This window comes from Streptomyces sp. NPDC048416 (assembly GCF_043200435.1).
GTDB lineage: Bacteria > Actinomycetota > Actinomycetes > Streptomycetales > Streptomycetaceae > Streptomyces.
Genome location: NZ_JBICXU010000006.1, coordinates 18,953 through 40,011 on the forward strand (window position 1 = coordinate 18,953; position 21,059 = coordinate 40,011).

Sequence of the window (21,059 nt, forward strand, 5' to 3'; positions counted from 1 at the left end):
CCCACCCGCCACACCGGGCCCGCTCTCGCCCCCCCCGTTGACTCAGAAGAACCCCCGCAGCGCGGCGGACGGGTGCCGGCGCAGAGCGATGCGCGTGGTGGACACGCCGGTGGCGAGGGCGAGGGCGCCCGCGCCGCCCAGGATGAGAGCGAGTGTGGCGCCTTCGAGGCGCGGGCGCGACGAGCCGGTCAGGGCCTGGCTGAACACCATGAGAACGGCCCCCGCGACCAGCGATCCGACCACGAGCGCGGCCAGCACGATCACCGCGTTCTCCAGACGCATCATGCGGGCGACCTGTCTGCGGGTGGCGCCCGCGAGACGCAGCAGCGCGAACTCCCCCGAGCGTTCCATCGTGGTCATCACCAGGGTGTTCACGACCGAGATCGAGGTGAAGACCGTCACCACCGCGAGGAGGAGATAGGTGGCGGTCATGGTGGCGTCCTGGCGGCGCAAGGCCTCGGCCCGGTAGGCCTCGCGGTCGAGCAGCCGCCAGGACGGCTCGGTCCGGCGCAGCGTCGCGAGGCTGTCGTCCACCTGCCGTTGCCGGCCCGGCTGTGAGCGTACGTACACGGCGTCCAGGAGCAGCGGCCCGCCGTACAAGTGCCCCGCCGCCAGACGCTGGGGCAGGACGGCGTCGCCGAAGCCGCGGGAGCGGCTGTACACCGCGGCGACCCTCGCCTTCACCACCTGGTTGTCCTCAAGGGCGAGGGGCACCTCGTCGCCCGCCCGGACGTGGGCGCGCCGGGCCAGGTCCTCGCTCAGCGCGACGTCCCGCGCGCCAAGCCCGTCGACGCGGCCCTGGACGACGCCCAGGTCCAGGACGTCATCCAGCGGCCCGTCCGAGACGATCTGCGCGATGCCACCGGGGCCCTGACGCCCGGATTCCGGGTCGTCGACGACCGCCACGTTCGAGCTCGTGACGGCGATCGCGGCACGAACCCCCTTCGCACCGCGGATCGTTGACGCGGCCGACGCCTCAAGTCCGTCGCCGGCGCCCCGCACGATCCGGTCGGCCACCATGCGCTGCCGGTCCTGCTGGGACTGCTCGTGCCACTTCATCTGCGGTACGAACAGGGCCACGGCGGCGAACGCGACGGTGAGGGCGAGCGGCGTGGCGGCCGCTCCGAGCCGCCGGTGGCCCGCGCTGAGATTGGTCTTCACCAGCAGTCCCACCACCGGGAACAGGACCTGACAGAGGAGACCGAACACGGCGCCGGCCAGCTTGCCGATCCAGGGCGCGAGCAGCCCGACGGCGGTCATCAGCACCATGACCATGGCCCCGGCCGAGTTCGCCGCGTCCTTGCCCCCCGCGCTCCCGATCGCAGCGAGCCCCCAGACACCCCCGGTCAGGACCGCGAGCCCGAGGCCGGTGCGGACCACGCCCACCCGGCGGGGCGGCACCGAGGCCTCACCCAGCGCCTGGACCGCGCGCACCCGAGAGGCCCGGCGGCCGCTGCTCCACACCGATATCTGGGCGGTCACCCAGCAGATCAGTACGGCGATCACGATGCTCACCGGACCGAAGTCGAGGGAGAAGGCGCCGGGGATCAGGCCCCGGGCCACCAGCCAGGCGCGCAGTCCCACCGCGAGGAGCAGGCCCAGCCCACAGCCGGGAACCGCGGCGACGGCGGTCACGACCAGCGCCTCGCACGCGACGAGCCGCCGGACCTGGCCGGGCGTCGCGGCGACGGCGCGCAGCAACGCGACTTCCCCGATCCGCTGCTGGACGGACAGGGCGAAGGCGCCCGAGACCGCGAAGGCCATGACGAACAGACAGATGAAGCCGAAGGGCACGACGAAGGACACCATGTCCGCACCGCCCTGCCCCGGCGCGGCGCGCCTGCCCGCGTCGAGCAGCACCGCGCAGGCCGTGATCAGGGCCTGCGCGCACAGCATGGCCACGAAGGATCCGGCGAACGAGATTTTGCGGGCGCGGACGGACCACCATGCCAGGAGGAACACCATGGGTCAGGCCCCCAGCCGCGTCATGTGCCCGGGCACGGCGTCGGTGGACGCCCCGTGCCGGACATCGCGTTGCGGCCGGTGCGGTGCGGCCCGGCCTAAGTGAGGGCCGGCTCCGGCCCCTGCGTGCTCGCTCACGTGCACTCTCTCTCGCTGTCGGTACGGGTCCGCCCCGGTGACCGACGGCCGTCCGTCCAGGACGCCGCCCGTGACCGTGCCCCGGTCACCGGGACCCCGGCCCCGGAACAAAAAGACCCCCCTGCCCGCATACGTGCAGGTCAGGGAGGTCTGATGCTGTGGAGCCTAGGAGATTCGAACTCCTGACATCTGCCTTGCAAAGGCAGCGCTCTACCAACTGAGCTAAGGCCCCGGGTGAGGTGGTGCGGAACAAGAGTACCGGGTGGAACGGGGGATCTCGCAAAAGGATTGGGACTCCCGGTGAACGACCACTCTCCGTAAGATGCTCGTCGAGGTTCGCACCCGTGAAGCGGCCTCAATGGGGAAGCGATGGGGAGACGCGCAATGGACACAGCACAGCAGGAAGCGACCGCCAGAGCCAGGGAGCTTCAGCGAAGCTGGTACGGGGAGCCGCTGGGGGCGCTCTTTCGCCGGCTGATAGACGACCTCGGGCTCAATCAGGCCCGGCTCGCCGCTGTTCTCGGACTCTCGGCTCCCATGCTGTCGCAGCTGATGAGCGGGCAGCGCGCCAAGATCGGCAATCCCGCCGTCGTGCAGCGCGTCCAGTCGCTCCAGGACCTGGCGGGGCAGGTGGCCGACGGCAGTGTGAGTGCCGTGGAGGCCACCGACCGCATGGAAGAGATCAAGAAGTCGCAGGGAGGCTCGGTGCTGACCAACACCGGCCAGACGACGTCCAGTTCGGGCGCCCCCACGGTGCGCCGCGTGGTGCGCGAGATCCAGTCGCTGCTGCGTTCCGTGGCGGCCGCCGGTGACATCATCGACGCCGCGGACACCCTCGCCCCCGCCCATCCCGAACTGGCAGAGTTCCTTCGGGTGTACGGCGCGGGGCGCACCTCCGAGGCCGTCGCGCACTACGAGGCGCACCAGAGCTGACAACGGTCCGATCGCGATCCTGGGGGGCGCCGGGTGGGTGAGGTCTTCGCCGGCCGGTACGAGCTGGTCGACCCGGTCGGACGGGGCGGGGCCGGAGCCGTCTGGCGCGCCTGGGACCGGCGTCGCCGCCGCTACGTGGCGGCGAAGGTGCTCCAGCAGAGCGATGCCCACACCCTTCTGCGGTTCGTCCGCGAGCAGGCCCTCAGGATCGACCACCCGCACGTGCTCGCACCGGCCAGCTGGGCCGCCGACGACGACCAGGTCCTGTTCACCATGGACCTGGTGAGCGGCGGCTCGCTGGCCCATCTCATCGGTGACTACGGGCCGTTGCCGCCCCGGTTCGTGTGCACCCTGCTCGACCAGCTCCTCTCCGGTCTCGCGGCGGTGCACGCCGAGGGTGTCGTCCACCGCGACATCAAGCCGGCCAACATCCTTCTGGAGGCCACCGGAAGCGGCCGCCCCCATGTGCGGCTCTCCGACTTCGGCATCTCGATGCGCAAGGACGAGCCCCGCCTCACCGAGACCAACTACGTGGTGGGGACGCCCGGTTACTTCGCCCCCGAGCAGATGATGGGCGCCGAGCCCGACTTCCCGGCCGACCTGTTCGCGGTCGGACTGGTCGCCCTGTACCTCCTGGAGGGCAGCAAGCCGGACGCACGGGCCCTTGTCGAGTATTTCGCCGCCCACGGCACCCCCGGCGCCCCTCAGGGCGTCCCCGAGCCCCTGTGGCAGGTCCTGGCCGGGCTGCTTCAGCCGCATCCGCAGAACCGGTTCCGCACGGCCACGGGGGCGCGCAAGGCGCTGGCGTCGGCGGTCGAGCTGCTGCCCGACCAGGACCCGGACGAGGAACCCGTCGACGTCTTCGACCAGATCGGCCCGCTTCCCCCGGGCTTCACCGACCGGGGCCCAAACCGGCGACCGCCCACCGCCGCGGACCCGGAGGACGACCTGGACACCCCGCGCGCCCCGCGTGCCCTGGACACCTCGCACGCCCCAGAGACCCTGCACGGCCCGGACACCCCGGGCGTCCCGGACACCCCGGGCGTCCCGGATACGTCGTCCTCCGTACGGAGGGGAGGCGTACGCGGCGACAGCGGCGGAGCCCACGACGTACAGAGAGAGCAGGGGCGGGGGCCGACGGGGCAGTGGCAGGGGCCGGCGGCACCGGGGCCGTCGGCGCAGAGCTCGGCGGCACCGGGGTCGGCGGCGCAAGGCCCTGCGGCGCAAAGCCCGGCGGCGCAAGGCCCTGCGGCGCAAAGCCCTGCGGCACCGGGCGGCGGCCTCTCGCCCGGCATGTACGGGGCCGAGGGGCAGGCCGGCGCTCAACAGGCGCTCGGCAGCGCCCCGTTGTGGCCCCCGCCCACGGTCTCGGGGCGGGCGCCCCTGCCCCCGGAGGCCCACGGCGCCGGCGCCACCCCTCCGGCACCGTCCCAGCCGCCCACTCCTCCCACCCCGGCCCCGGCATCCGCGTACCTGCCGCCGCGCTACGAACCGACCCCGCCGACGCCGCCGACCGCGCCCTATACGGCCCCCTGGCCGTCCCCGTACACGGCCCCCGGCCCGTCGCCGTACGCGATGCCGAACCCGGCGCCCCACCCCGGTGCCGTCGCGCCGTACACCCACGCCGCATCGCCGCACTCCAATGCCGTCGCGTCCTCCCAAGTTCCCGTCCAGGACGCCTCTTTCGGGGCAACCCCGCGGCGGGCGCGTCCCGGGCCGCCCGCCAAAGTCGCGGTTCCCGTGCTTCTCGTGGCGCTGGTGTGTTTCGCCGTCGGCTTCTGGGCGCTGGCACGGATCTGAGGGTTCGGCGCAGTCGGGCGCCGGGGGCTGTCGGTCGCCGGGGGCTGTCGGTCGCCGGGGCTATGGGGCGCCCGGCACTATAGGGCCCCGGGGCTATCGGGCGCCGGGCGGTCCGAAGCCCTGGGGGCCCTGCCCTGGTGCGGCGGCCGCGCGCCTGCGGGCCACCAGCGTCCACACCCCGAGCCCGGCCACGAGGAGCGTCCCGGAGCCGATGCCCAGGGCCGCGAGACGTTCCATCGAGCCGTCGCCGGCCGAGGATTCGCCGCCGAAGTCGGGCGCCGGGCCCGCGTACGCGGGGGCGGGCTTCTTCGTCCCGCGCACCGTCAGCCCCAGGGTCATCCCGTACGACGTGTTCCCGAAGGTCTGCCCGACCTCCGGGCTGAGGGAGACGGCCAGATAGTAGGAGCCGCCGACCCGCATCGCGGATGTCTCGTCCGAGGACGAGTAACGGTTCTCGTAGGCCACCGGCGCGAGGGGGTCGAGGGCGGTCTCCTTGCGCCGTCCGTCGAAGGGCGCCGACGCCCCGGTGACCGGGCCCCGCACGGGGTTGTAGAGCTGGAGGGAGAGCGCGGTGCCGACGTAGCCGTCCTTGGTGGTGACGATGTCGGCCAACCCCCCGCTGACGAAGAGCTGTTGGCCCCAGTCGAGCGGCACCTTGTAGAAGAGCGTTTCGCCCGGCCGGACGGCGTCCTTCCACTGACCGTCGGACAGCGCGGTCGCGTCGTGGAAGCCGGTGCCGCCGTGGACCTGACGCGGAGCGCCGGCCGGCGGGGCCGGTGACGCGGAAGGCCAGCCGGTCGGCGCCGTCCCCGGGCCCGCGCCTGCCCGGGTGGGCTCGGTGGAATAGCGCAGGTCGAGCCCCCAGTCGGAGAGCGTGGAGTCGGCCTCGCTCTCGCGCTCGACCACCATGTAGTAGGTGCCCGGCTGCCGGCAGGACGGCAGACTCGTGCGCAGGGCGCGGTAGGCGTAGGCCGCGACGGGGTGTGCGTACTGCGCCGATCCGATCGAACGGCGCTGGGAGTCGCAGGATCCGCCTTCGGCGTCCTGGATCGACACCCGGATCGAATCGCCGTAGGCGAACGTGGCGTCCGCGGGGCCCGGCAGAGCGACCGCCGAGGCGTAGGCGTCCCGCTCCCCGTCGAGGATCAGCCGAAAATAGAGCTTGCCCCCGGGCTTGATGACCGACCTATAGGCGGTGTCGGCCTTCAGAACCGGCCCGTCGCTCGCCTTCGCGCCGCCCGCCACGTCCTGTACCCCCGGCGGAAACCGGTACGGCGACGGCTGTCCGGCCGCGTGCCCGGGGCCCGCCGCCGCCAGGAGCACGCAGAGCGCGGCCGCGGCCGCCCCCATCCTCCGTGCCGCTCTGTTCCGCGCCGGCCCACCCGGGTGTCGCGCCACTGCCAGGGACCTGCTGCGCCTCGTCCTCACGTCGCCCCGCCCCACCTTTGCCCTCGCAAGTCAACTATTTGCTCACGTGAACTCATTCGTGCCCGGGGTCGGCCCCGGGACAGCACGAAGCCCCGGCCACCTCAGTGGCCGGGGCTTCGCAACCGGGTCTTTCGGTCTCACACACCCGAACCTGCGGGCACGGAGTCGGTCGCCTCCGTCCACAGATCCTGCTCGGCGCGATCCGCCTGGATCTGGCGGTACACGAGGAGCCCGCCGATGGCAGCCAGTGCGACCAGGAGAAGCTTCTTCACCGCGCGACCTCGTCTTTCCTTGACGTAAGGGACCTCTGTCGCCCGACTATACACACCGAGCGATATGAACCGACGTTGCTCCATCCGTGTGTAGTTCATCGGAAGATCCGCCGATACGGTGCGTCGCTCCTCGCCTCCTCCGCCACCCCCGCACATCATCGGATACAACGCAATTCGGGCAACCCAACAGCTGCACTGCTCACGGAAGAAGCGAGGACGTCATGGCAACCAGCAAGCTCACGACCTGGTGGACCGCACTCATCGGCGCGCTGGTCGCGCTCTTCGCCTCCCTCGGCCTGGCCGGCCAGGCCACCGCCGCCGCCCCCACGGCTTCCGTACCGCAGCACGACGTGACGTACAACCGCAGCGAACCGGCCACCTCCGTTGCGCCCTCCGTGCAATGGGCCCTGCCCGCCGCCTCGGCACTGCCGCCCACCATGAAGCAGCGCATCCGCGCCGAGGCCCACGGCTCCTCGCCCTCCTCGCGCCACCGCGCCGACGTACGCGACTCGGCGGACGACCCGGCGACCGGCGGCGACGACGCAGCCGAGGAGCCGGCCCAAGCGCCCGCCACCCCCCAGGCCGAAGACCCGGTCGGCGCCGAGGCGCCCTCCCCCTGACCCCACCCCGCTCTGCCCGAGCTGCGAGCCCGGCAACTCCCCCGAGTTGCCGGGCTCTTCGGCGTCCAGGCCCCCAAGGCCCCCCGACGCCCGCCCCCTCAACATGCCTGAACCGTGCCTCAGCCCTGCCTCGGCATCGCCCGACCCATGCCCGGCCCACGCCGTGGCGGCCTGCATGACGCGGCCCGCACCACCCCAGCCGCCGCAGGCCTGCGCCCGCCGCCCCCGGCCTGCGTTCGAGCCCCCTGGACTGGCCGCCGCCTAACGCCCCGCACGACGCTCCCGCCCACGCGACCGACGCCACCACCACCGCCCGACACCCCCGGCAACCCCGGCCCACCCGCGCACGCGTACCCGCACCCGCACCCGCACCCGCACCCGCACCCGCACCCGCACCCGCACCCGCACCCAGAGCAGTCCCGCGCCCCCGCGGCTACGCGCACAACGCCACCAACGCCACCAACGCCAAAGACCCCCAGCCTGATCGACTGGGGGTCTTCGTCACTGTGGGGCTAACAGGATTTGAACCTGTGGCCTCATCCTTATCAGGGATGCGCTCTAACCAACTGAGCTATAGCCCCGCCGCGCTTTTCGGGATGTCCCGCGCGCTGACCTCTGAAGATTAGCGCACGGGACGGCCAGTCCCAAAATCGGTATCCGCGCCGCCGTGAACTGCGGCTACTCGTCCTCGGCGAGCGTGAGCTCGATGCCGCCCACGAACCCGGCGGAGAGGTTGTAGATGAAGGCGCCCAGCGTCGCGAGGGCCGTGGCGAGCACCACGTCGATCACGGCGATGACCGAGGTGAAGAGCAGCACCCGCGGCAGCGACAGGAACGACTGGAGGTCGAAGCCGTTGGACTCGTTCGAGCCGGTGGCCTCGCTGATCGTGCCGCCGACCGTGGAGAACACGCCCATGGCGTCCATGACCATCCACAGCACCGCCGCCGCGACGACGGTGCAGATGCCGAGCGCGATGGACAGCAGGAAGCTGACCTTCATCACCGACCACGGGTCGGCCTTGGCCACGCGCAGCCGCGCCTTGCGCGTGCGGGGCGCCGTGCGGGCGCCGGTGCGCGGCCGGCGCATGCCCTCACCGGTGCGCTGCGGCGCCGGATAGGCCTGTGGCGGGTGGTACGGCTGCTGGCCGCCCTGCGCGGACTTGTCGCGCTCGCCGGGCAGCGCGCCGCCACCCTCGTACTCCGCCCGGCCCTTGGCCCCGCGGGTCTCCGTCACCGTTACCCCCTGGGAGTCCGCGGCAGGGCCACGGGCACCGTTCGCTCCGGAAGCGGCCGCTCCGGCGCCCGTGGCTCCACTCACGCTTTACTCCTCGTGCTCCCCGGCCGACGGCTGGACGCCCTCGGCAGCAGCCTCGGCAATAGCGCCCTCGGCGTCGTCGGCCCCGTCGACCTCTTCGGCCTCGCTGCCCGCCTCGGCGTTACGGGCGATGCCGACCACGGCATCGCGCTTGCCCAGGTTGATCAGTTGGACGCCCATGGTGTCACGGCCCGTCTCCCTGACCTCGTTGACTCGCGTACGAATCACACCGCCGCCGAGCGTGATGGCGAGGATTTCGTCCGTTTCCTCGACCACCAGCGCGCCGACGAGCGAGCCCCGGTCCTCCACGATCTTGGCGGCCTTGATGCCGAGACCGCCGCGGCCCTGGACGCGGTACTCGTCAACGGGGGTGCGCTTCGCGTACCCGCCGTCGGTTGCGGTGAAGACGAACGTACCGGTCCTGACGACATTCATCGAGAGCAGTTCGTCTCCCTCACGGAAACTCATGCCCTTGACGCCGGACGTGGCACGGCCCATGGGGCGCAGCGCGTCGTCGGTCGCCGTGAAGCGGATGGACTGCGCCTTCTTGCTGACGAGCAGCAGATCGTCCTCGGCGGACACCAGCTCCGCGCCGATCAGTTCGTCGTCGGCGCCGTCCGCGGTCTCGCGCAGGTTGATGGCGATGACACCACCCGAACGGGGCGAGTCGTAGTCCTTCAGGGACGTCTTCTTCACCAGGCCGCCCTTGGTGGCCAGGATCAGATAGGGCGCCGCGTCGTAGTCGCGGATCGCGAGGATCTGGGCGATCTTCTCGTCCGGCTGGAAGGCCAGCAGGTTGGCGACGTGCTGGCCGCGCGCGTCGCGCCCGGCGTCGGGCAGTTCGTACGCCTTGGCGCGGTAGACGCGGCCCTTGTTGGTGAAGAACAGCAGCCAGTGGTGGGTGGTGGAGACGAAGAAGTGGTCGACGATGTCGTCCTGCTTCAGCTTGGTGCCCCGCACGCCCTTGCCGCCGCGCTTCTGCGAGCGGTAGTCCTCGGTCTTGGTGCGCTTGACGTAGCCGCCGTTGGTGATGGTGACGACGATGTCCTCTTCGGCGATCAGGTCCTCGATGGACATGTCGCCGTCGAACGGCACCAGGGCCGAGCGGCGGTCGTCGCCGAACTTGTCGACGATCGCGGCCAGTTCCTCGCTGACGATCTGGCGCTGCTTCTCGGGCGAGGCGAGGATCGCGTTGTACTCGTTGATCTTCGCCTGGAGCTCGTCGTGCTCGGCGACGATCTTCTGGCGCTCCAGGGCCGCGAGCCGGCGCAGCTGCATCTCCAGGATGGCGTTGGCCTGGATCTCGTCGATGGAGAGCAGGTCCATCAGGCCCACGCGCGCGACCTCGACGGTGTCGCTGCGCCGGATCAGGGCGATGACCTCGTCGATCGCGTCGAGTGCCTTGAGCAGGCCGCGCAGGATGTGGGCCCGCTCCTCGGCCTTGCGCAGCCGGAACTTCGTACGCCGGACGATGACCTCGATCTGGTGCGTCACCCAGTGGCGGATGAACGCGTCGATCGAGAGCGTGCGCGGAACACCGTCGACCAGGGCCAGCATGTTGGCGCCGAAGTTGGTCTGGAGGTCGGTGTGCTTGTACAGGTTGTTCAGGACGACCTTGGCGACCGCGTCCCGCTTCAGGACGATCACCAGGCGCTGGCCGGTGCGCGAGCTGGTCTCGTCGCGGACGTCGGCGATGCCGCCGACCTTGCCGTCCTTGACCAGGTCGGCGATCTTCTGCGCCAGGTTGTCCGGGTTGGTCTGGTAGGGGAGCTCCGTGACCACCAGGCACTGGCGGTTCTGGATCTCCTCGACCGCGACGACCGCGCGCATCGTGATGGAGCCGCGCCCGGTGCGGTACGCCTCCTCGATGCCCTTGCGGCCGACGACGAGCGCGCCGGTCGGGAAGTCGGGTCCCTTGATGCGCTCGATCAGCGCGTCCAGAAGCTCCTCGTGGGAGGCCTCCGGGTTCGCCAGGTACCACTGCGCGCCCTCGGCGACCTCGCGCAGGTTGTGGGGCGGGATGTTGGTGGCCATGCCCACCGCGATGCCGGCCGAGCCGTTGACCAGGAGGTTGGGGAAGCGCGCCGGCAGGACCGTCGGCTCCTGGTTGCGGCCGTCGTAGTTGTCCGTGAAGTCGACGGTCTCCTCGTCGATGTCGCGGACCATCTCCATGGCGAGCGGCATCAGCTTGCACTCGGTGTACCGCATGGCGGCGGCCGGGTCGTTGCCGGGAGAGCCGAAGTTGCCGTTGGAGTCCACCAGCGGCATGCGCATCGACCAGTGCTGGGCGAGGCGCACCAGGGCGTCGTAGATCGAGGAGTCGCCGTGCGGGTGGTACGTACCCATGACGTCACCGACGACGCGGGCGCACTTGTAGAAGCCCTTCTCGGGCCGGTAGCCGCCGTCGTACATCGCGTACAGGACGCGGCGGTGGACGGGCTTCAGGCCGTCCCGTACGTCGGGCAGCGCACGCGAGACGATGACGGACATCGCGTAGTCGAGGTAGGAGCGCTGCATCTCCGTCTCGAGCCCGACGGGCTCGATGCGCAGGACGGGCTCTTCCTCGACGGCTTCAGTGGTCGGGGGAGTGTTCTCGTCGGCCATTGCTGGTTCTCAAGTCCTTTCGAAGCGGTCAGCGAGGGACCGAGTCAGATGTCGAGGAAGCGGACGTCCCGCGCGTTGCGCTGGATGAACGAGCGGCGCGCCTCGACGTCCTCACCCATCAGCACCGAGAACAGGTCGTCGGCCTGGGCCGCGTCGTCCAGGGTGACCTGGCCGAGCACGCGGTGCTCGACGTCCATCGTGGTGACGCGCAGCTCCTCGGCGTTCATCTCACCAAGGCCCTTGAAGCGCTGGATCGAGTCCTCGCGGATCCGCTTGCCGTTCTGCTTGCCGAGGTCCACCAGTGCGTCGCGCTCACGGTCGGAGTACGCGTACTCGAAGTCGTCCCGGCCCCACTTGATCTTGTAGAGCGGCGGGCGCGACAGGTAGACGTGCCCGGCCTCGACCAGCGGCCGCATGAAGCGGAACAGGAAGGTCAGCAGCAGGGTGTTGATGTGCTGGCCGTCGACGTCGGCGTCCGCCATCAGGATGATCTTGTGATAGCGGAGCTTCTCGATGTCGAAGTCCTCGTGGACCCCGGTGCCGAACGCCGAGATCAGCGCCTGGACCTCGGTGTTCTGGAGGATCTTGTCGATCCGCGCCTTCTCGACGTTCAGGATCTTGCCTCGGATGGGCAGGATCGCCTGGTACATCGGGTTGCGGCCGGACTTCGCCGAACCACCGGCGGAGTCACCCTCGACGATGAAGATCTCGCACTTGGTGGGGTCGTTGGACTGGCAGTCCGAGAGCTTGCCGGGCAGCGACGCCGATTCGAGGAGTCCCTTGCGGCGGGTCAGGTCACGCGCCTTGCGGGCGGCGACGCGGGCCGTCTGCGCCTGGATGGACTTGCGGATGATGTCCGCGGCCTCGACGGGATTGCGGTCGAACCAGTCGGTCAGGTGCTCGTGCACCACCTTCTGGACGAACGTCTTCGCCTCGGTGTTGCCCAGCTTGGTCTTGGTCTGCCCCTCGAACTGCGGCTCGCCCAGCTTGACGGAGATGATCGCCGTCAGACCCTCGCGGATATCCTCGCCCGAGAGGTTGTCGTCCTTCTCGCGCAGCAGCTTCTTGTCCCGGGCGTACCGGTTGACCAGGCCCGTGAGCGCGGCGCGGAATCCCTCCTCATGCGTACCCCCCTCATGCGTGTGGATGGTGTTCGCAAAGGAGTAAACGCCCTCGCTGTACTGAGAGTTCCACTGCATCGCGATCTCGGCCGAGAGAAGACGCTCCTTGTCCTCGGCCTCGATGTCGATCACGGTCGGGTGGATCAGCTCGCCCTTGCGCGAGTTGAGGTACGTCACGAAGTCGACGATGCCGCCCTCGTAGAAGTACGTCACCGTGAGGGGCTGGGGCTCCTCGCCCTCCTCGGCGGAGTCCGCGCCCGAGACCGCCCGCGCCGACTCGCGCTCGTCGGTCAGCTTGATCGTCAGGCCCTTGTTGAGGAAGGCCATCTCCTGGAAGCGCCGGGCCAGCGTCTCGAAGGAGTACTCGGTGGTCTCGAAGATGTCGCCGTCGGCCCAGAAGGTGACCGACGTGCCGGTCTCCTCGGTGGCCTCGTGCTGGGCGAGCGGCGCCGTCGGGACACCCAGCTTGTAGTCCTGCGTCCAGCGGTGGCCGTCGGTCTTGACCTCGACGGCGACCTTCGTGGACAGCGCGTTCACCACGGACACGCCCACACCGTGCAGACCGCCGGAGACGGCGTAACCGCCGCCGCCGAACTTGCCGCCCGCGTGGAGGACGGTCAGCACGACCTCGACGGCCGGCTTCCCCTCGGAGGGGATGATGCCCACGGGGATGCCACGGCCGTTGTCGACGACACGCACGCCGCCGTCGGGCAGGATCGTGACGTCGATCGTGTCCGCGTGACCGGCGAGAGCCTCGTCGACCGAGTTGTCGACGACCTCCTGCACCAAGTGGTGCAGACCACGCTCACCGGTGGAGCCGATGTACATGCCGGGTCGCTTGCGGACCGCGTCCAGACCTTCGAGGACGGTAATCGCGCTGGCGTCGTACGAGGTGGTCACCTCGCCGTTCTCACCGACGGCAGTGGACGGAGTCTTCTCGTTGGGGTTGCCGGAATCGGCCACGAAGCGCCCTTTCTGGCACAGCACAAGCCTCCCCTGTACAGGCAGGAGCGGCTGCGTCGTTCAGCGATGGTCAGCGTCGGGCGCCGCCGTGGCGGCAGGCGTCCGATCACGTCTTTCGGTGGGTCCCGCGAGGACGGCGGGATTACTGACCAGTCTACCGGTAGCGCCGACATGAATGGGGGTTTGCCGGTACCTGAGTCCGCATGTGCCGCCCTGAGCGGGCGCCGACCGACTCCCCATATCCGGGGAGGGGCCCCAAGAGCCTCACACGGGCATTCAGCGCTTCTGCCTGTCAACCTCCGACTACCGTGAGGGACGCCTCACGACCACCAGCGCGCACCAGAGCCCTCAGAAGGCTCGTTTTCGCACGTCACAGGGGGTGTGCATGAGACGCATGAGAGAGCCCCGCGAGCACGGCGCGCGAGCGTCCTCGGCCGGACCCCGCCGGCGGCCCTGTCAGCCGCACGGCCGGCGGCCCGGTCAGCACCCGAGGGCAGCGGCCCCGACAGCGGCCGAGCGCACAGGCCCGGTCGGCGGCGGAGGCCATCAACCAGGGCTGAGCGGCGTCAGCAGCCAGGGCTGAGCCGCGCAGAGCGACGTTGAGGACGGGCCCGTGCCTGGCATATCCGGGGCCGCCCGAGAGGCGCACCAGGCGGGCGCACCGAGGACCCGCACCCTCATCGGACCCGCACCCTCATCGCGTACTCCCCGGCCGTGTCCCTCACCCGTAGGTGTCGCCCGGCCCCGTACTCCCCGGCGCGCGCAGCCTGCCGTACCGCTGCGGCGGCCCGCTCGGCCCGAGCACCTTGATCAGGCGGACCGTGCCGTGGCCGAGGTCGGCGTTGATGCGCGCCACCAGCTGGGGCGCGAAGAGGCGGAGCTCGGTCGCCCAGGCCGTCGAGTCGCACTGCACGGTCAGGACCGCGTCGGCCTGGTCGTACGACTTGGGCACGCAGTGGTTGGCCAGGTCCTCGCCGACGATCTGCGGCCAGCGCCCCATCACGCCGCCCACCGCGGCGGGCGCCTCCCAGCCGCGCTCGTTGATCAGCCGGTTGATCGCGGCGCCCAGCGGCAGCGGATCCCGCCCGTCCGCGCGCGCACCGGAGCGCAGGCCGCCGCCCCTGCGGGCCTGCTTCTTCTGCTGCGCCGCGTCACCCCGCGCCCTGGCCTGCTCCTTGGCGGCGCGCAGCGCGACCCGCGCGAGGTCCACGCCGGAGGACTCGGGCACCTTGGGCGGCTCGGCCGGCCCGGACGGCTCGCTCATGCCCGTGCCACCTCGCCCGCGGCGACCTCGTAGCGGGCGCCCGCGAGGACGGCCGGAACGTCGTCGTCCACGGCGGCCGTCACCAGCACCTGCTCGCCCGGAGCGACCAGTTCCGCCAGGCGTTCACGGCGTCGGACGTCCAGCTCGGCGAATACGTCGTCGAGCACAAGGACCGGCTCGTTGCCCTCGGCGCGCAACAGGTCGTAGGAGGCGAGCCGCAGTGCCAGCGCGTACGACCAGGACTCGCCGTGGCTGGCGTACCCCTTGGCCGGCAAGTCGCCCAGGCGCAGCAGCAGATCGTCGCGGTGCGGGCCCGCCAGCGTCACTCCGCGCTCGATCTCCTGCTTGCGGACGTCCGCGAAGGCCGCGATGAGCTGGCCGTACAGCTCCTCGCGGGTGTGCCCGGCGCCGGGCGCGGACGGTTTGTACTCAAGCGCCAACGGGCCGCCGCCGGGCGCCAGTTGCTCGTACGCCTTGTCCGCGAGCGGCTGCAGCGCGGCGATCAGGTCGAGGCGCTGGGCCAGGAGCTCGGCGCCGGCCTGCGCGAGGTGCTGGTCCCACACGTCGAGCGTGGACAGGTCCATGCCGCGGCCGCCGTGTCTGCGGGCCATCGCGGCGGACTTCAGGAGGGTGTTGCGCTGCTTGAGGACGCGGTCGTAGTCGGACCGCACGGCCGCCATGCGGGGCGAGCGCGCGGTGATCAGCTCGTCCAGGAAGCGGCGCCGCTCGCCGGGGTCGCCCTTGACCAGCGCCAGATCCTCCGGCGCGAACAGCACGGTCCGTACGATCCCCAGCACATCGCGCGGTCTGACCTGCGAGGACCTGTTGATGCGGGCGCGGTTGGCGCGGCCGGGGTTCAGTTCGAGCTCGATGAGCTGGGAGCGCTCGCCCTGGGTGACGGCGGCGCGGATCACGGCGCGCTCGGCGCCCATGCGCACCAGCGGCGCGTCCGAGGAGACGCGGTGGCTGCCGAGCGAGGCGAGGTAGCCGACGGCCTCGACGAGATTGGTCTTGCCCTGGCCGTTGGCGCCCACGAACGCGGTGACGCCCGGGTCGAGTGGAACCTCGACCCGGGCGTACGAACGGAAGTCGGCCAGCGAGAGATGCGTGACGTGCATGGTGTCGCCGACCTCCCCCGGCTTACCTACTGTTCTTTACAGCTACTTGGACTCGACCGCGTGGCCGCCGAACTGGTTGCGCAGCGCGGCGATCATCTTCATCTGCGGGGAGTCGTCCTGACGGGACGCGAAGCGGGCGAACAGCGAGGCAGTGATCGCGGGGAGCGGCACGGCGTTGTCGATCGCGGCCTCCACGGTCCACCGGCCTTCGCCGGAGTCCTGCGCGAAGCCCTTGAGCTTGTCCAGGTGCTCGTCGTCGTCCAGGGCGTTGACCGCGAGGTCGAGCAGCCAGGAACGGATGACCGTGCCCTCCTGCCAGCTGCGGAACACCTCGCGGACGTCGGTGACCGAGTCGACCTTCTCCAGGAGCTCCCAGCCCTCGGCGTAGGCCTGCATCATGGCGTACTCGATGCCGTTGTGGACCATCTTCGAGAAGTGGCCGGAGCCGACCTTGCCGGCGTGGACGGCGCCGAAGTCGCCCTCGGGCTTGAGCGCGTCGAAGATCGGCTGGACCTTCGCGACGTTCTCGGCGTCGCCGCCGTACATCAGCGCGTAGCCGTTCTCCAGGCCCCAGACGCCGCCGGAGACACCGCAGTCGACGAAGCCGATGTCCTTGAGGCCCAGCTCGACGGCGTGCTTCTCGTCGTCCGTCCAGCGCGAGTTCCCGCCGTCGACGACGATGTCGCCGGGCGACAGGAGCTCACCGAGCTCGTCGATGGTGGACTGCGTCGCCGCGCCCGCCGGGACCATCACCCACACCACGCGCGGGCCCTTGAGACTGTCCACAAGCTCCTTGAGGCTGTGGACATCGGCGACGTCCGGGTTGCGGTCGTAACCGATGACGGTGTGGCCTGCGCGGCGGATGCGCTCGCGCATGTTGCCGCCCATTTTGCCGAGGCCGACGAGACCGAGCTCCATCACAGAATCCTTTGACGTTGAGGCGTTTCGTACCCGCGTCCGAGCCTACGCCGGAGCCCTTGTACACACCTGCGGGGTCAGCCGCTCAGACGTACGCCCCGGGTGCCCGGGGCGTACGTGTTCAAGCCGCTCAGCCGGAAAGCCGCACCGGCATGATCAGGTACTTGTAGGCGTCGTCCGCCTCGGCGTCCAGGGCGGGCTTGCCGCTGAGCAGGGCCGGCTTGGTGGAGGTGGTGAAGGCGAGCTGGGCGACCGGCGAGTCGATCGCGCTCAGGCCGTCGAGCAGGAAGGTCGGGTTGAAGGCGATCGAGATGTCGTCGCCCTCCAGGTTGGCGTCGACCCTTTCCACAGCCTGTGCGTCGTCGCTCGATCCGGCCTCCAGGATGAGGACGCCCTGCTCGAAGCTGAGCCGCACCGGGGTGTTGCGCTCGGCCACCAGGGCCACGCGCTTGACGGCCTCGACGAACGGCGCGGTCTCGATCACCGCGACCGAGTTGAACTCGGTGGGGAAGAGCGTGCGGTACTTCGGCAGGTCGCCTTCGAGGAGTCGCGTGGTCGTGCGCCGGCCCGCGCCCTCGAAGCCGATCAGGCCCTCGCCCGCGCCGGAGCCCGAGAGCGCCAGCGTGACCGTGTCGCCGCTCGTGAGCGCCTTGGCGGTGTCCAGGAGCGTCTTGGCGGGCACCAGGGCGACCGCCGAGGCGTCCGGGTTCTCCGGCTTCCACAGGAACTCGCGGACCGCGAAGCGGTAGCGGTCGGTGGAGGCCAGGGTGACCGTGTCGCCCTCGATCTCGATGCGCACACCGGTCAGGACGGGCAGCGTGTCGTCCCGGCCGGCCGCGATGGCCACCTGGGCGGCGGCCGAGGCGAAGACCTCACCGGGGACGGTGCCCGTGGCGGTCGGCATCTGCGGCAGCGCCGGGTACTCCTCCACCGGCAGGGTGTGGAGGGTGAAGCGGGAGGAGCCGCAGACCACGGTCGCCCGTACACCGTCTGTGGAAATCTCCACCGGACGGTTGGGCAGGGCGCGGCAGATGTCGGCGAGGAGGCGGCCGGAGACGAGCACCGTGCCGTCCTCGTCGACCTCGGCGTCGACGGAGACCCGCGCCGAGACCTCGTAGTCGAAGCTGGAGAAGCTGAGCGCACCGTCCTCCGCCTTCAGAAGAAGGCCCGCGAGTACGGGCGCCGGCGGACGGGCCGGGAGGCTGCGGGCCACCCAGGCCACCGCCTCCGCGAGTACATCGCGCTCCACCCGGATCTTCACCGGAACCGCCTCCTGCTGTTGCTGGCTCGCCCTGCTGGCTTTCGTCGTCGGCTGTGTCGCCGGGGACCAGTCTGACGTACGCCGCTGACAGTCGGTGCGCGTCGGGGTCAAGTCGCGTCGAGCGGCGTCGGGAGCTCCGGCGGCCAGTTGTGCACAGGCCCCACTTCGAAGCGGATTCCCAGCTAACTCTAAGTGGGAGTAGTAGTAGGGCCTGTGGAAACCGTGGATAACCCCGTTTTCGCAGGTCAACCCCACTTTTTTGTCCACCGACCCTGTGGGTGGCACCAGTGGACAACTCATGGTTTCTGTGGACGCCCGAAAGTTCTGCACATCCCGTGCACAGGACAGGGGTAGTTCTCCCCAGCGCTGTCCCCAGTTTTACCCCGGTTCCCCACAGCCCAACCCGTCCCCTTCGTGTGACGGCTTTCACTCGGGCCGGTGATCGGGGGTGTTGCGTTGCCGAACAGTGGACAGGGCTGTGGAGAAGCTGGGGACAACGGATCAAGACCTGTGGGCCGCCGGTGGACAACGCAACCCACAGGCTGTGGACAGAGAATCCGTCCACAAGCTGTGGAACGAGGATGCCCACAAATCCACAGGCGGTTGACCTGGGGTGATGGAGTATCAGCCGCCGTGCCTGTGGAAGCAATCTGGACAACTTGGCGGTCCCCAGGGTGTGGACGGAAGAAAGTCCCCACATCTGTGGAGAACCCCCTCTGACCAGCCGGTATTCGAACACCGCGAGCCTCGCGGGACTCGTACACACGCTCCGCTCGGCTTCGTACGCACGTATTCCGGGGGCCGCCGAGGGCTTCCCGGAGCTCTCTCCGGACCCTCTTCATGCCCCCTCCGTTCCCGCTGGGCGTTCCTCCTGGACGCTTCCAGGCCGTCCTCCTCAGGTCCGCAGGGCTCGTTTCACGGCCCGGGAACGCCTGAGGGCGCCCGGAGGATGGGATCCCGGGCGCCCTCGGAGCGGTCGTGCGGCGTGCTCAGCCGTTCTTGATGCGGTTGGTGAGCTCGGTGACCTGGTTGTAGATGGAGCGGCGCTCGGCCATCAGCGCGCGGATCTTGCGGTCGGCGTGCATCACCGTCGTGTGGTCGCGGCCGCCGAACTGCGCCCCGATCTTGGGCAGCGAGAGGTCGGTGAGTTCACGGCACAGGTACATCGCGATCTGGCGGGCCGTCACCAGGACGCGGCTGCGCGAGGATCCGCACAGATCCTCCACCGTCAGACCGAAGTAATCGGCGGTCGCCGCCATGATGGCGCTCGCGGTGATCTCGGGCGCCGAGTCCTCGCCGCCCGGGATCAAATCCTTGAGCACGATCTCGGTGAGGCCGAGGTCCACCGGCTGCCGGTTGAGAGACGCGAAGGCGGTCACGCGGATCAACGCGCCCTCCAGCTCCCGGATGTTCCGAGAGATCCGGGACGCGATGAACTCCAGCACCTCCGGCGGGGCGTTCAGCTGCTCCTGCACGGCCTTCTTACGGAGGATCGCGATACGCGTCTCCAGCTCGGGTGGCTGCACATCGGTGGTCAGGCCCCACTCGAAACGGTTGCGCAGCCGGTCCTCCAGCGTCATCAGCTGCTTGGGCGGCCGGTCCGAGGACAGCACGATCTGCTTGTTGGCGTTGTGCAGCGTGTTGAAGGTGTGGAAGAACTCCTCCTGCGTCGACTCCTTGCTCGCCAGGAACTGGATGTCGTCGACCAGGAGGATGTCCACGTCGCGGTAGCGCTTGCGGAAGGTGTCGCCCTTGCCGTCGCGGATCGAGTTGATGAACTCGTTGGTGAACTCCTCGGAGCTCACGTACCGCACCCGGGTCCCCGGATACAGGCTGCGGGCGTAATGCCCGATGGCGTGCAGCAGGTGGGTCTTGCCGAGCCCCGACTCCCCATAGATGAAAAGAGGGTTGTACGCCTTCGCCGGCGCCTCGGCGACCGCGACGGCCGCGGCGTGCGCGAACCGGTTCGACGAGCCGATGACGAAGGTGTCGAAGAGGTACTTCGGGTTCAGGCGGGCATGCGGCTCGCCGGGACCGCCCTGCGCGGGCGCGCCGCCGGACGGGGACGGCGCGAGGTGCCCGGAGCCGCCGCGCTGCGGCTGCCCGTCGGGAAGCTCACGCCGGTCGGGCCGCTGCTCGTGGCGCTGCTGCTCGTACGACTGCGGCTTGGGCTGCTCGTACTGGCCCCGGCCCTGGTCGTACTGGCCGCGGTCCTGGTCGTACGGGTTGCGGTCGGGCAGCTGCGGCGAACGGTAGTCGTGCTGGGGCTGCTGCGGGCGGGGGGCGCCGTAGGGCTCGCGCCACTGCTCGCCCGAGGAGTCGCGGTCCTGGAAGCCGCCGAGCCGGGGCTGCTGCCAGAGGTCTTCCTGTGCGCGCGGCCAGGCGCCCGGATCCGAGCGCTGCTGGTACTCGCCGGGGTAGGCGGGGCGCGCGGTGGGCAGGCCGTCGTCGGCGGGGCGGCCGTAGGGGTCGTCCTGGTAGCGCGGCTGCTGCTGGCCCTGGGAGGGCTGCTGGGGAGCGGGCGCCGAGGGCTCGCCCACCGAGTCGTCGACGGTGATCGCGATCCGGATGGTGCGGCCGCACTCGCGGCTCAGGGTCTCGCTGATCAGCGGGGCGAGTCTGCCCTCCAGGACCCGCTTGCCCCATTCGTTGGGGACGGCGAGCAGCGCGGTGTCGGCGACCAGTGCGAGCGGCTGGCAGCGCTCGATCCACTGCTTGTCCTTGGGCTCGATGCCCTGCTGCCCCTCTCCGAGGAGATGCTCCAGCACTCGTGGCCACACTGCGGCAAGATCGGCAGGTACGTCAGCCACAGGGCACGCTCTCTCGCAGGTCCCACGAATGTGTGGTTCTCGGGACGGTATGGGATGGCATAGACAGACAGGCAAGGACAGATGGGGAGAAGACTCGGAGTTCAGCCACGGTAGTCGGGCCCACTGACGTGGTTCAAGTTGTTGTCCACAGCCTGTGCATACCGGGGGCCGGTGAGGAGCCGGTTTGACCGGATGGCGTAGCCGCGCGTACCGTGACCAGGTCGAGTTGTCGATGGCTGCTGCCGCCTGCCTCCGATGGGCAAAGATCACGATCTGTGATCGTGAAGCGGTGCACACGGGCGTATACGCGAGCTACTCGTGGGCGCACGGTGACAGCCAGGCGATGTCCCGCCGCCAACGAATCATTTCTGGAGCCCCCGAGTGAGCAAGCGCACCTTCCAGCCGAACAACCGTCGCCGCGCCAAGACCCACGGCTTCCGCCTGCGGATGCGTACCCGTGCCGGCCGCGCGATTCTCGCGAACCGCCGTGGCAAGGGTCGCGCCAGCCTGTCCGCGTAAACAGCTAACAGGTC

Annotated in this window: 15 protein-coding genes and 2 tRNA genes; 4 read left to right on the plus strand and 13 right to left on the minus strand. The window is 70.3% G+C overall.

Features of this window, described 5'->3' with window-relative positions; translation table 11 throughout:
* Positions 1-42: 42 nt before the first annotated feature.
* Together ACGFW5_RS10080 and ACGFW5_RS10085 are read right to left on the minus strand one after the other, a co-directional pair.
* Entirely contained in the window at positions 43-1,965 is a 1,923-nt protein-coding gene (locus ACGFW5_RS10080) for an FtsX-like permease family protein (protein WP_393833724.1), read from the minus strand.
* Between the two features lie 294 nt (positions 1,966-2,259).
* Positions 2,260-2,332 (minus strand) — tRNA-Ala (locus tag ACGFW5_RS10085).
* 152 nt (positions 2,333-2,484) lie between these two features.
* Between ACGFW5_RS10085 and ACGFW5_RS10090 the strand changes: the two genes are divergently transcribed.
* Positions 2,485-3,033: a helix-turn-helix domain-containing protein gene (locus ACGFW5_RS10090; protein ID WP_393833725.1), complete on the plus strand. Its 549-nt coding sequence runs from the start codon at positions 2,485-2,487 to the stop codon at positions 3,031-3,033.
* 33 nt (positions 3,034-3,066) lie between these two features.
* Positions 3,067-4,833 (plus strand): protein kinase, encoded by a 1,767-nt coding sequence (locus ACGFW5_RS10095; RefSeq protein WP_393833726.1) that lies wholly within the window; start codon positions 3,067-3,069, stop codon positions 4,831-4,833.
* A gap of 93 nt (positions 4,834-4,926) precedes the next feature.
* Here the strand turns inward: ACGFW5_RS10095 and ACGFW5_RS10100 are convergent, their stop codons facing one another.
* Both ACGFW5_RS10100 and ACGFW5_RS10105 read right to left on the minus strand, forming a co-directional pair.
* Positions 4,927-6,183 carry a hypothetical protein gene (locus ACGFW5_RS10100; RefSeq protein ID WP_393833727.1) on the minus strand — a complete coding sequence of 419 codons (1,257 nt, stop codon included), beginning with the start codon at positions 6,181-6,183 and terminating at the stop codon, positions 4,927-4,929.
* Positions 6,184-6,398: 215 nt separating this feature from the next.
* Entirely contained in the window at positions 6,399-6,533 is a 135-nt protein-coding gene (locus tag ACGFW5_RS10105; protein ID WP_003958712.1) for a DLW-39 family protein, read from the minus strand.
* A gap of 221 nt (positions 6,534-6,754) precedes the next feature.
* On the opposite strand from ACGFW5_RS10105, the gene ACGFW5_RS10110 reads away from it, so the two are divergent.
* On the plus strand, positions 6,755-7,153 hold the full coding sequence (locus tag ACGFW5_RS10110) for a DUF6344 domain-containing protein (RefSeq protein ID WP_393833728.1): 399 nt from the start codon (positions 6,755-6,757) through the stop codon (positions 7,151-7,153).
* A gap of 507 nt (positions 7,154-7,660) precedes the next feature.
* Here the strand turns inward: ACGFW5_RS10110 and ACGFW5_RS10115 are convergent.
* The 9 genes from ACGFW5_RS10115 to dnaA form a co-directional block, all read right to left on the minus strand.
* Positions 7,661-7,734 (minus strand) — tRNA-Ile (locus ACGFW5_RS10115).
* Between the two features lie 97 nt (positions 7,735-7,831).
* The gene (locus ACGFW5_RS10120; protein WP_393833729.1) at positions 7,832-8,470 is read right to left on the minus strand and encodes a DUF3566 domain-containing protein; all 639 of its coding nucleotides are present in this window, start codon (positions 8,468-8,470) and stop codon (positions 7,832-7,834) included.
* Between the two features lie 3 nt (positions 8,471-8,473).
* The gene (gene gyrA / locus ACGFW5_RS10125; protein ID WP_393833730.1) at positions 8,474-11,071 is read right to left on the minus strand and encodes a DNA gyrase subunit A; all 2,598 of its coding nucleotides are present in this window, start codon (positions 11,069-11,071) and stop codon (positions 8,474-8,476) included.
* A gap of 44 nt (positions 11,072-11,115) precedes the next feature.
* The gene (gene gyrB / locus ACGFW5_RS10130) at positions 11,116-13,179 is read right to left on the minus strand and encodes a DNA topoisomerase (ATP-hydrolyzing) subunit B (protein ID WP_393833731.1); all 2,064 of its coding nucleotides are present in this window, start codon (positions 13,177-13,179) and stop codon (positions 11,116-11,118) included.
* A 697-nt stretch (positions 13,180-13,876) separates the two neighbouring features.
* Positions 13,877-14,419, minus strand: a complete 543-nt coding sequence (locus ACGFW5_RS10135) for a DUF721 domain-containing protein (RefSeq protein WP_393833732.1) — start codon at positions 14,417-14,419, stop codon at positions 13,877-13,879.
* A complete protein-coding gene (gene recF / locus ACGFW5_RS10140; protein ID WP_393833733.1) occupies positions 14,416-15,537 on the minus strand; it encodes a DNA replication/repair protein RecF in 1,122 nt (373 codons plus the stop codon). Before recF ends, ACGFW5_RS10135 begins: the two co-directional genes overlap by 4 nt.
* Before the next feature lie 42 nt (positions 15,538-15,579).
* Positions 15,580-16,455: a phosphogluconate dehydrogenase (NAD(+)-dependent, decarboxylating) gene (gnd, locus tag ACGFW5_RS10145; protein ID WP_120722444.1), complete on the minus strand. Its 876-nt coding sequence runs from the start codon at positions 16,453-16,455 to the stop codon at positions 15,580-15,582.
* A 130-nt stretch (positions 16,456-16,585) separates the two neighbouring features.
* Complete coding sequence (gene dnaN, locus ACGFW5_RS10150; RefSeq protein ID WP_100575616.1) at positions 16,586-17,716, minus strand: DNA polymerase III subunit beta; 1,131 nt, start codon at positions 17,714-17,716, stop codon at positions 16,586-16,588.
* Positions 17,717-18,705: 989 nt separating this feature from the next.
* Positions 18,706-20,526 (minus strand): chromosomal replication initiator protein DnaA, encoded by a 1,821-nt coding sequence (gene dnaA, locus ACGFW5_RS10155; RefSeq protein ID WP_393833734.1) that lies wholly within the window; start codon positions 20,524-20,526, stop codon positions 18,706-18,708.
* Positions 20,527-20,907: 381 nt separating this feature from the next.
* On the opposite strand from dnaA, the gene rpmH reads away from it, so the two are divergent.
* The gene (gene rpmH / locus ACGFW5_RS10160; protein ID WP_006381191.1) at positions 20,908-21,045 is read left to right on the plus strand and encodes a 50S ribosomal protein L34; all 138 of its coding nucleotides are present in this window, start codon (positions 20,908-20,910) and stop codon (positions 21,043-21,045) included.
* The last annotated feature ends 14 nt before the right edge of the window (positions 21,046-21,059 follow it).

Bases quoted from the DNA above. Each gene is read 5' to 3' on its own strand.
- recF (WP_393833733.1), bottom strand. From the start codon at position 15,537: ATGCACGTCACGCATCTCTCGCTGGCCGACTTCCGTTCGTACGCCCGG.
- gnd (WP_120722444.1), bottom strand. From the start codon at position 16,455: ATGGAGCTCGGTCTCGTCGGCCTCGGCAAAATGGGCGGCAACATGCGC.
- ACGFW5_RS10090 (WP_393833725.1), top strand. From the start codon at position 2,485: ATGGACACAGCACAGCAGGAAGCGACCGCCAGAGCCAGGGAGCTTCAG.
- gyrA (WP_393833730.1), bottom strand. From the start codon at position 11,071: ATGGCCGACGAGAACACTCCCCCGACCACTGAAGCCGTCGAGGAAGAG.
- ACGFW5_RS10110 (WP_393833728.1), top strand. From the start codon at position 6,755: ATGGCAACCAGCAAGCTCACGACCTGGTGGACCGCACTCATCGGCGCG.
- ACGFW5_RS10100 (WP_393833727.1), bottom strand. From the start codon at position 6,183: ATGGGGGCGGCCGCGGCCGCGCTCTGCGTGCTCCTGGCGGCGGCGGGC.
- ACGFW5_RS10135 (WP_393833732.1), bottom strand. From the start codon at position 14,419: ATGAGCGAGCCGTCCGGGCCGGCCGAGCCGCCCAAGGTGCCCGAGTCC.
- ACGFW5_RS10080 (WP_393833724.1), bottom strand. From the start codon at position 1,965: ATGGTGTTCCTCCTGGCATGGTGGTCCGTCCGCGCCCGCAAAATCTCG.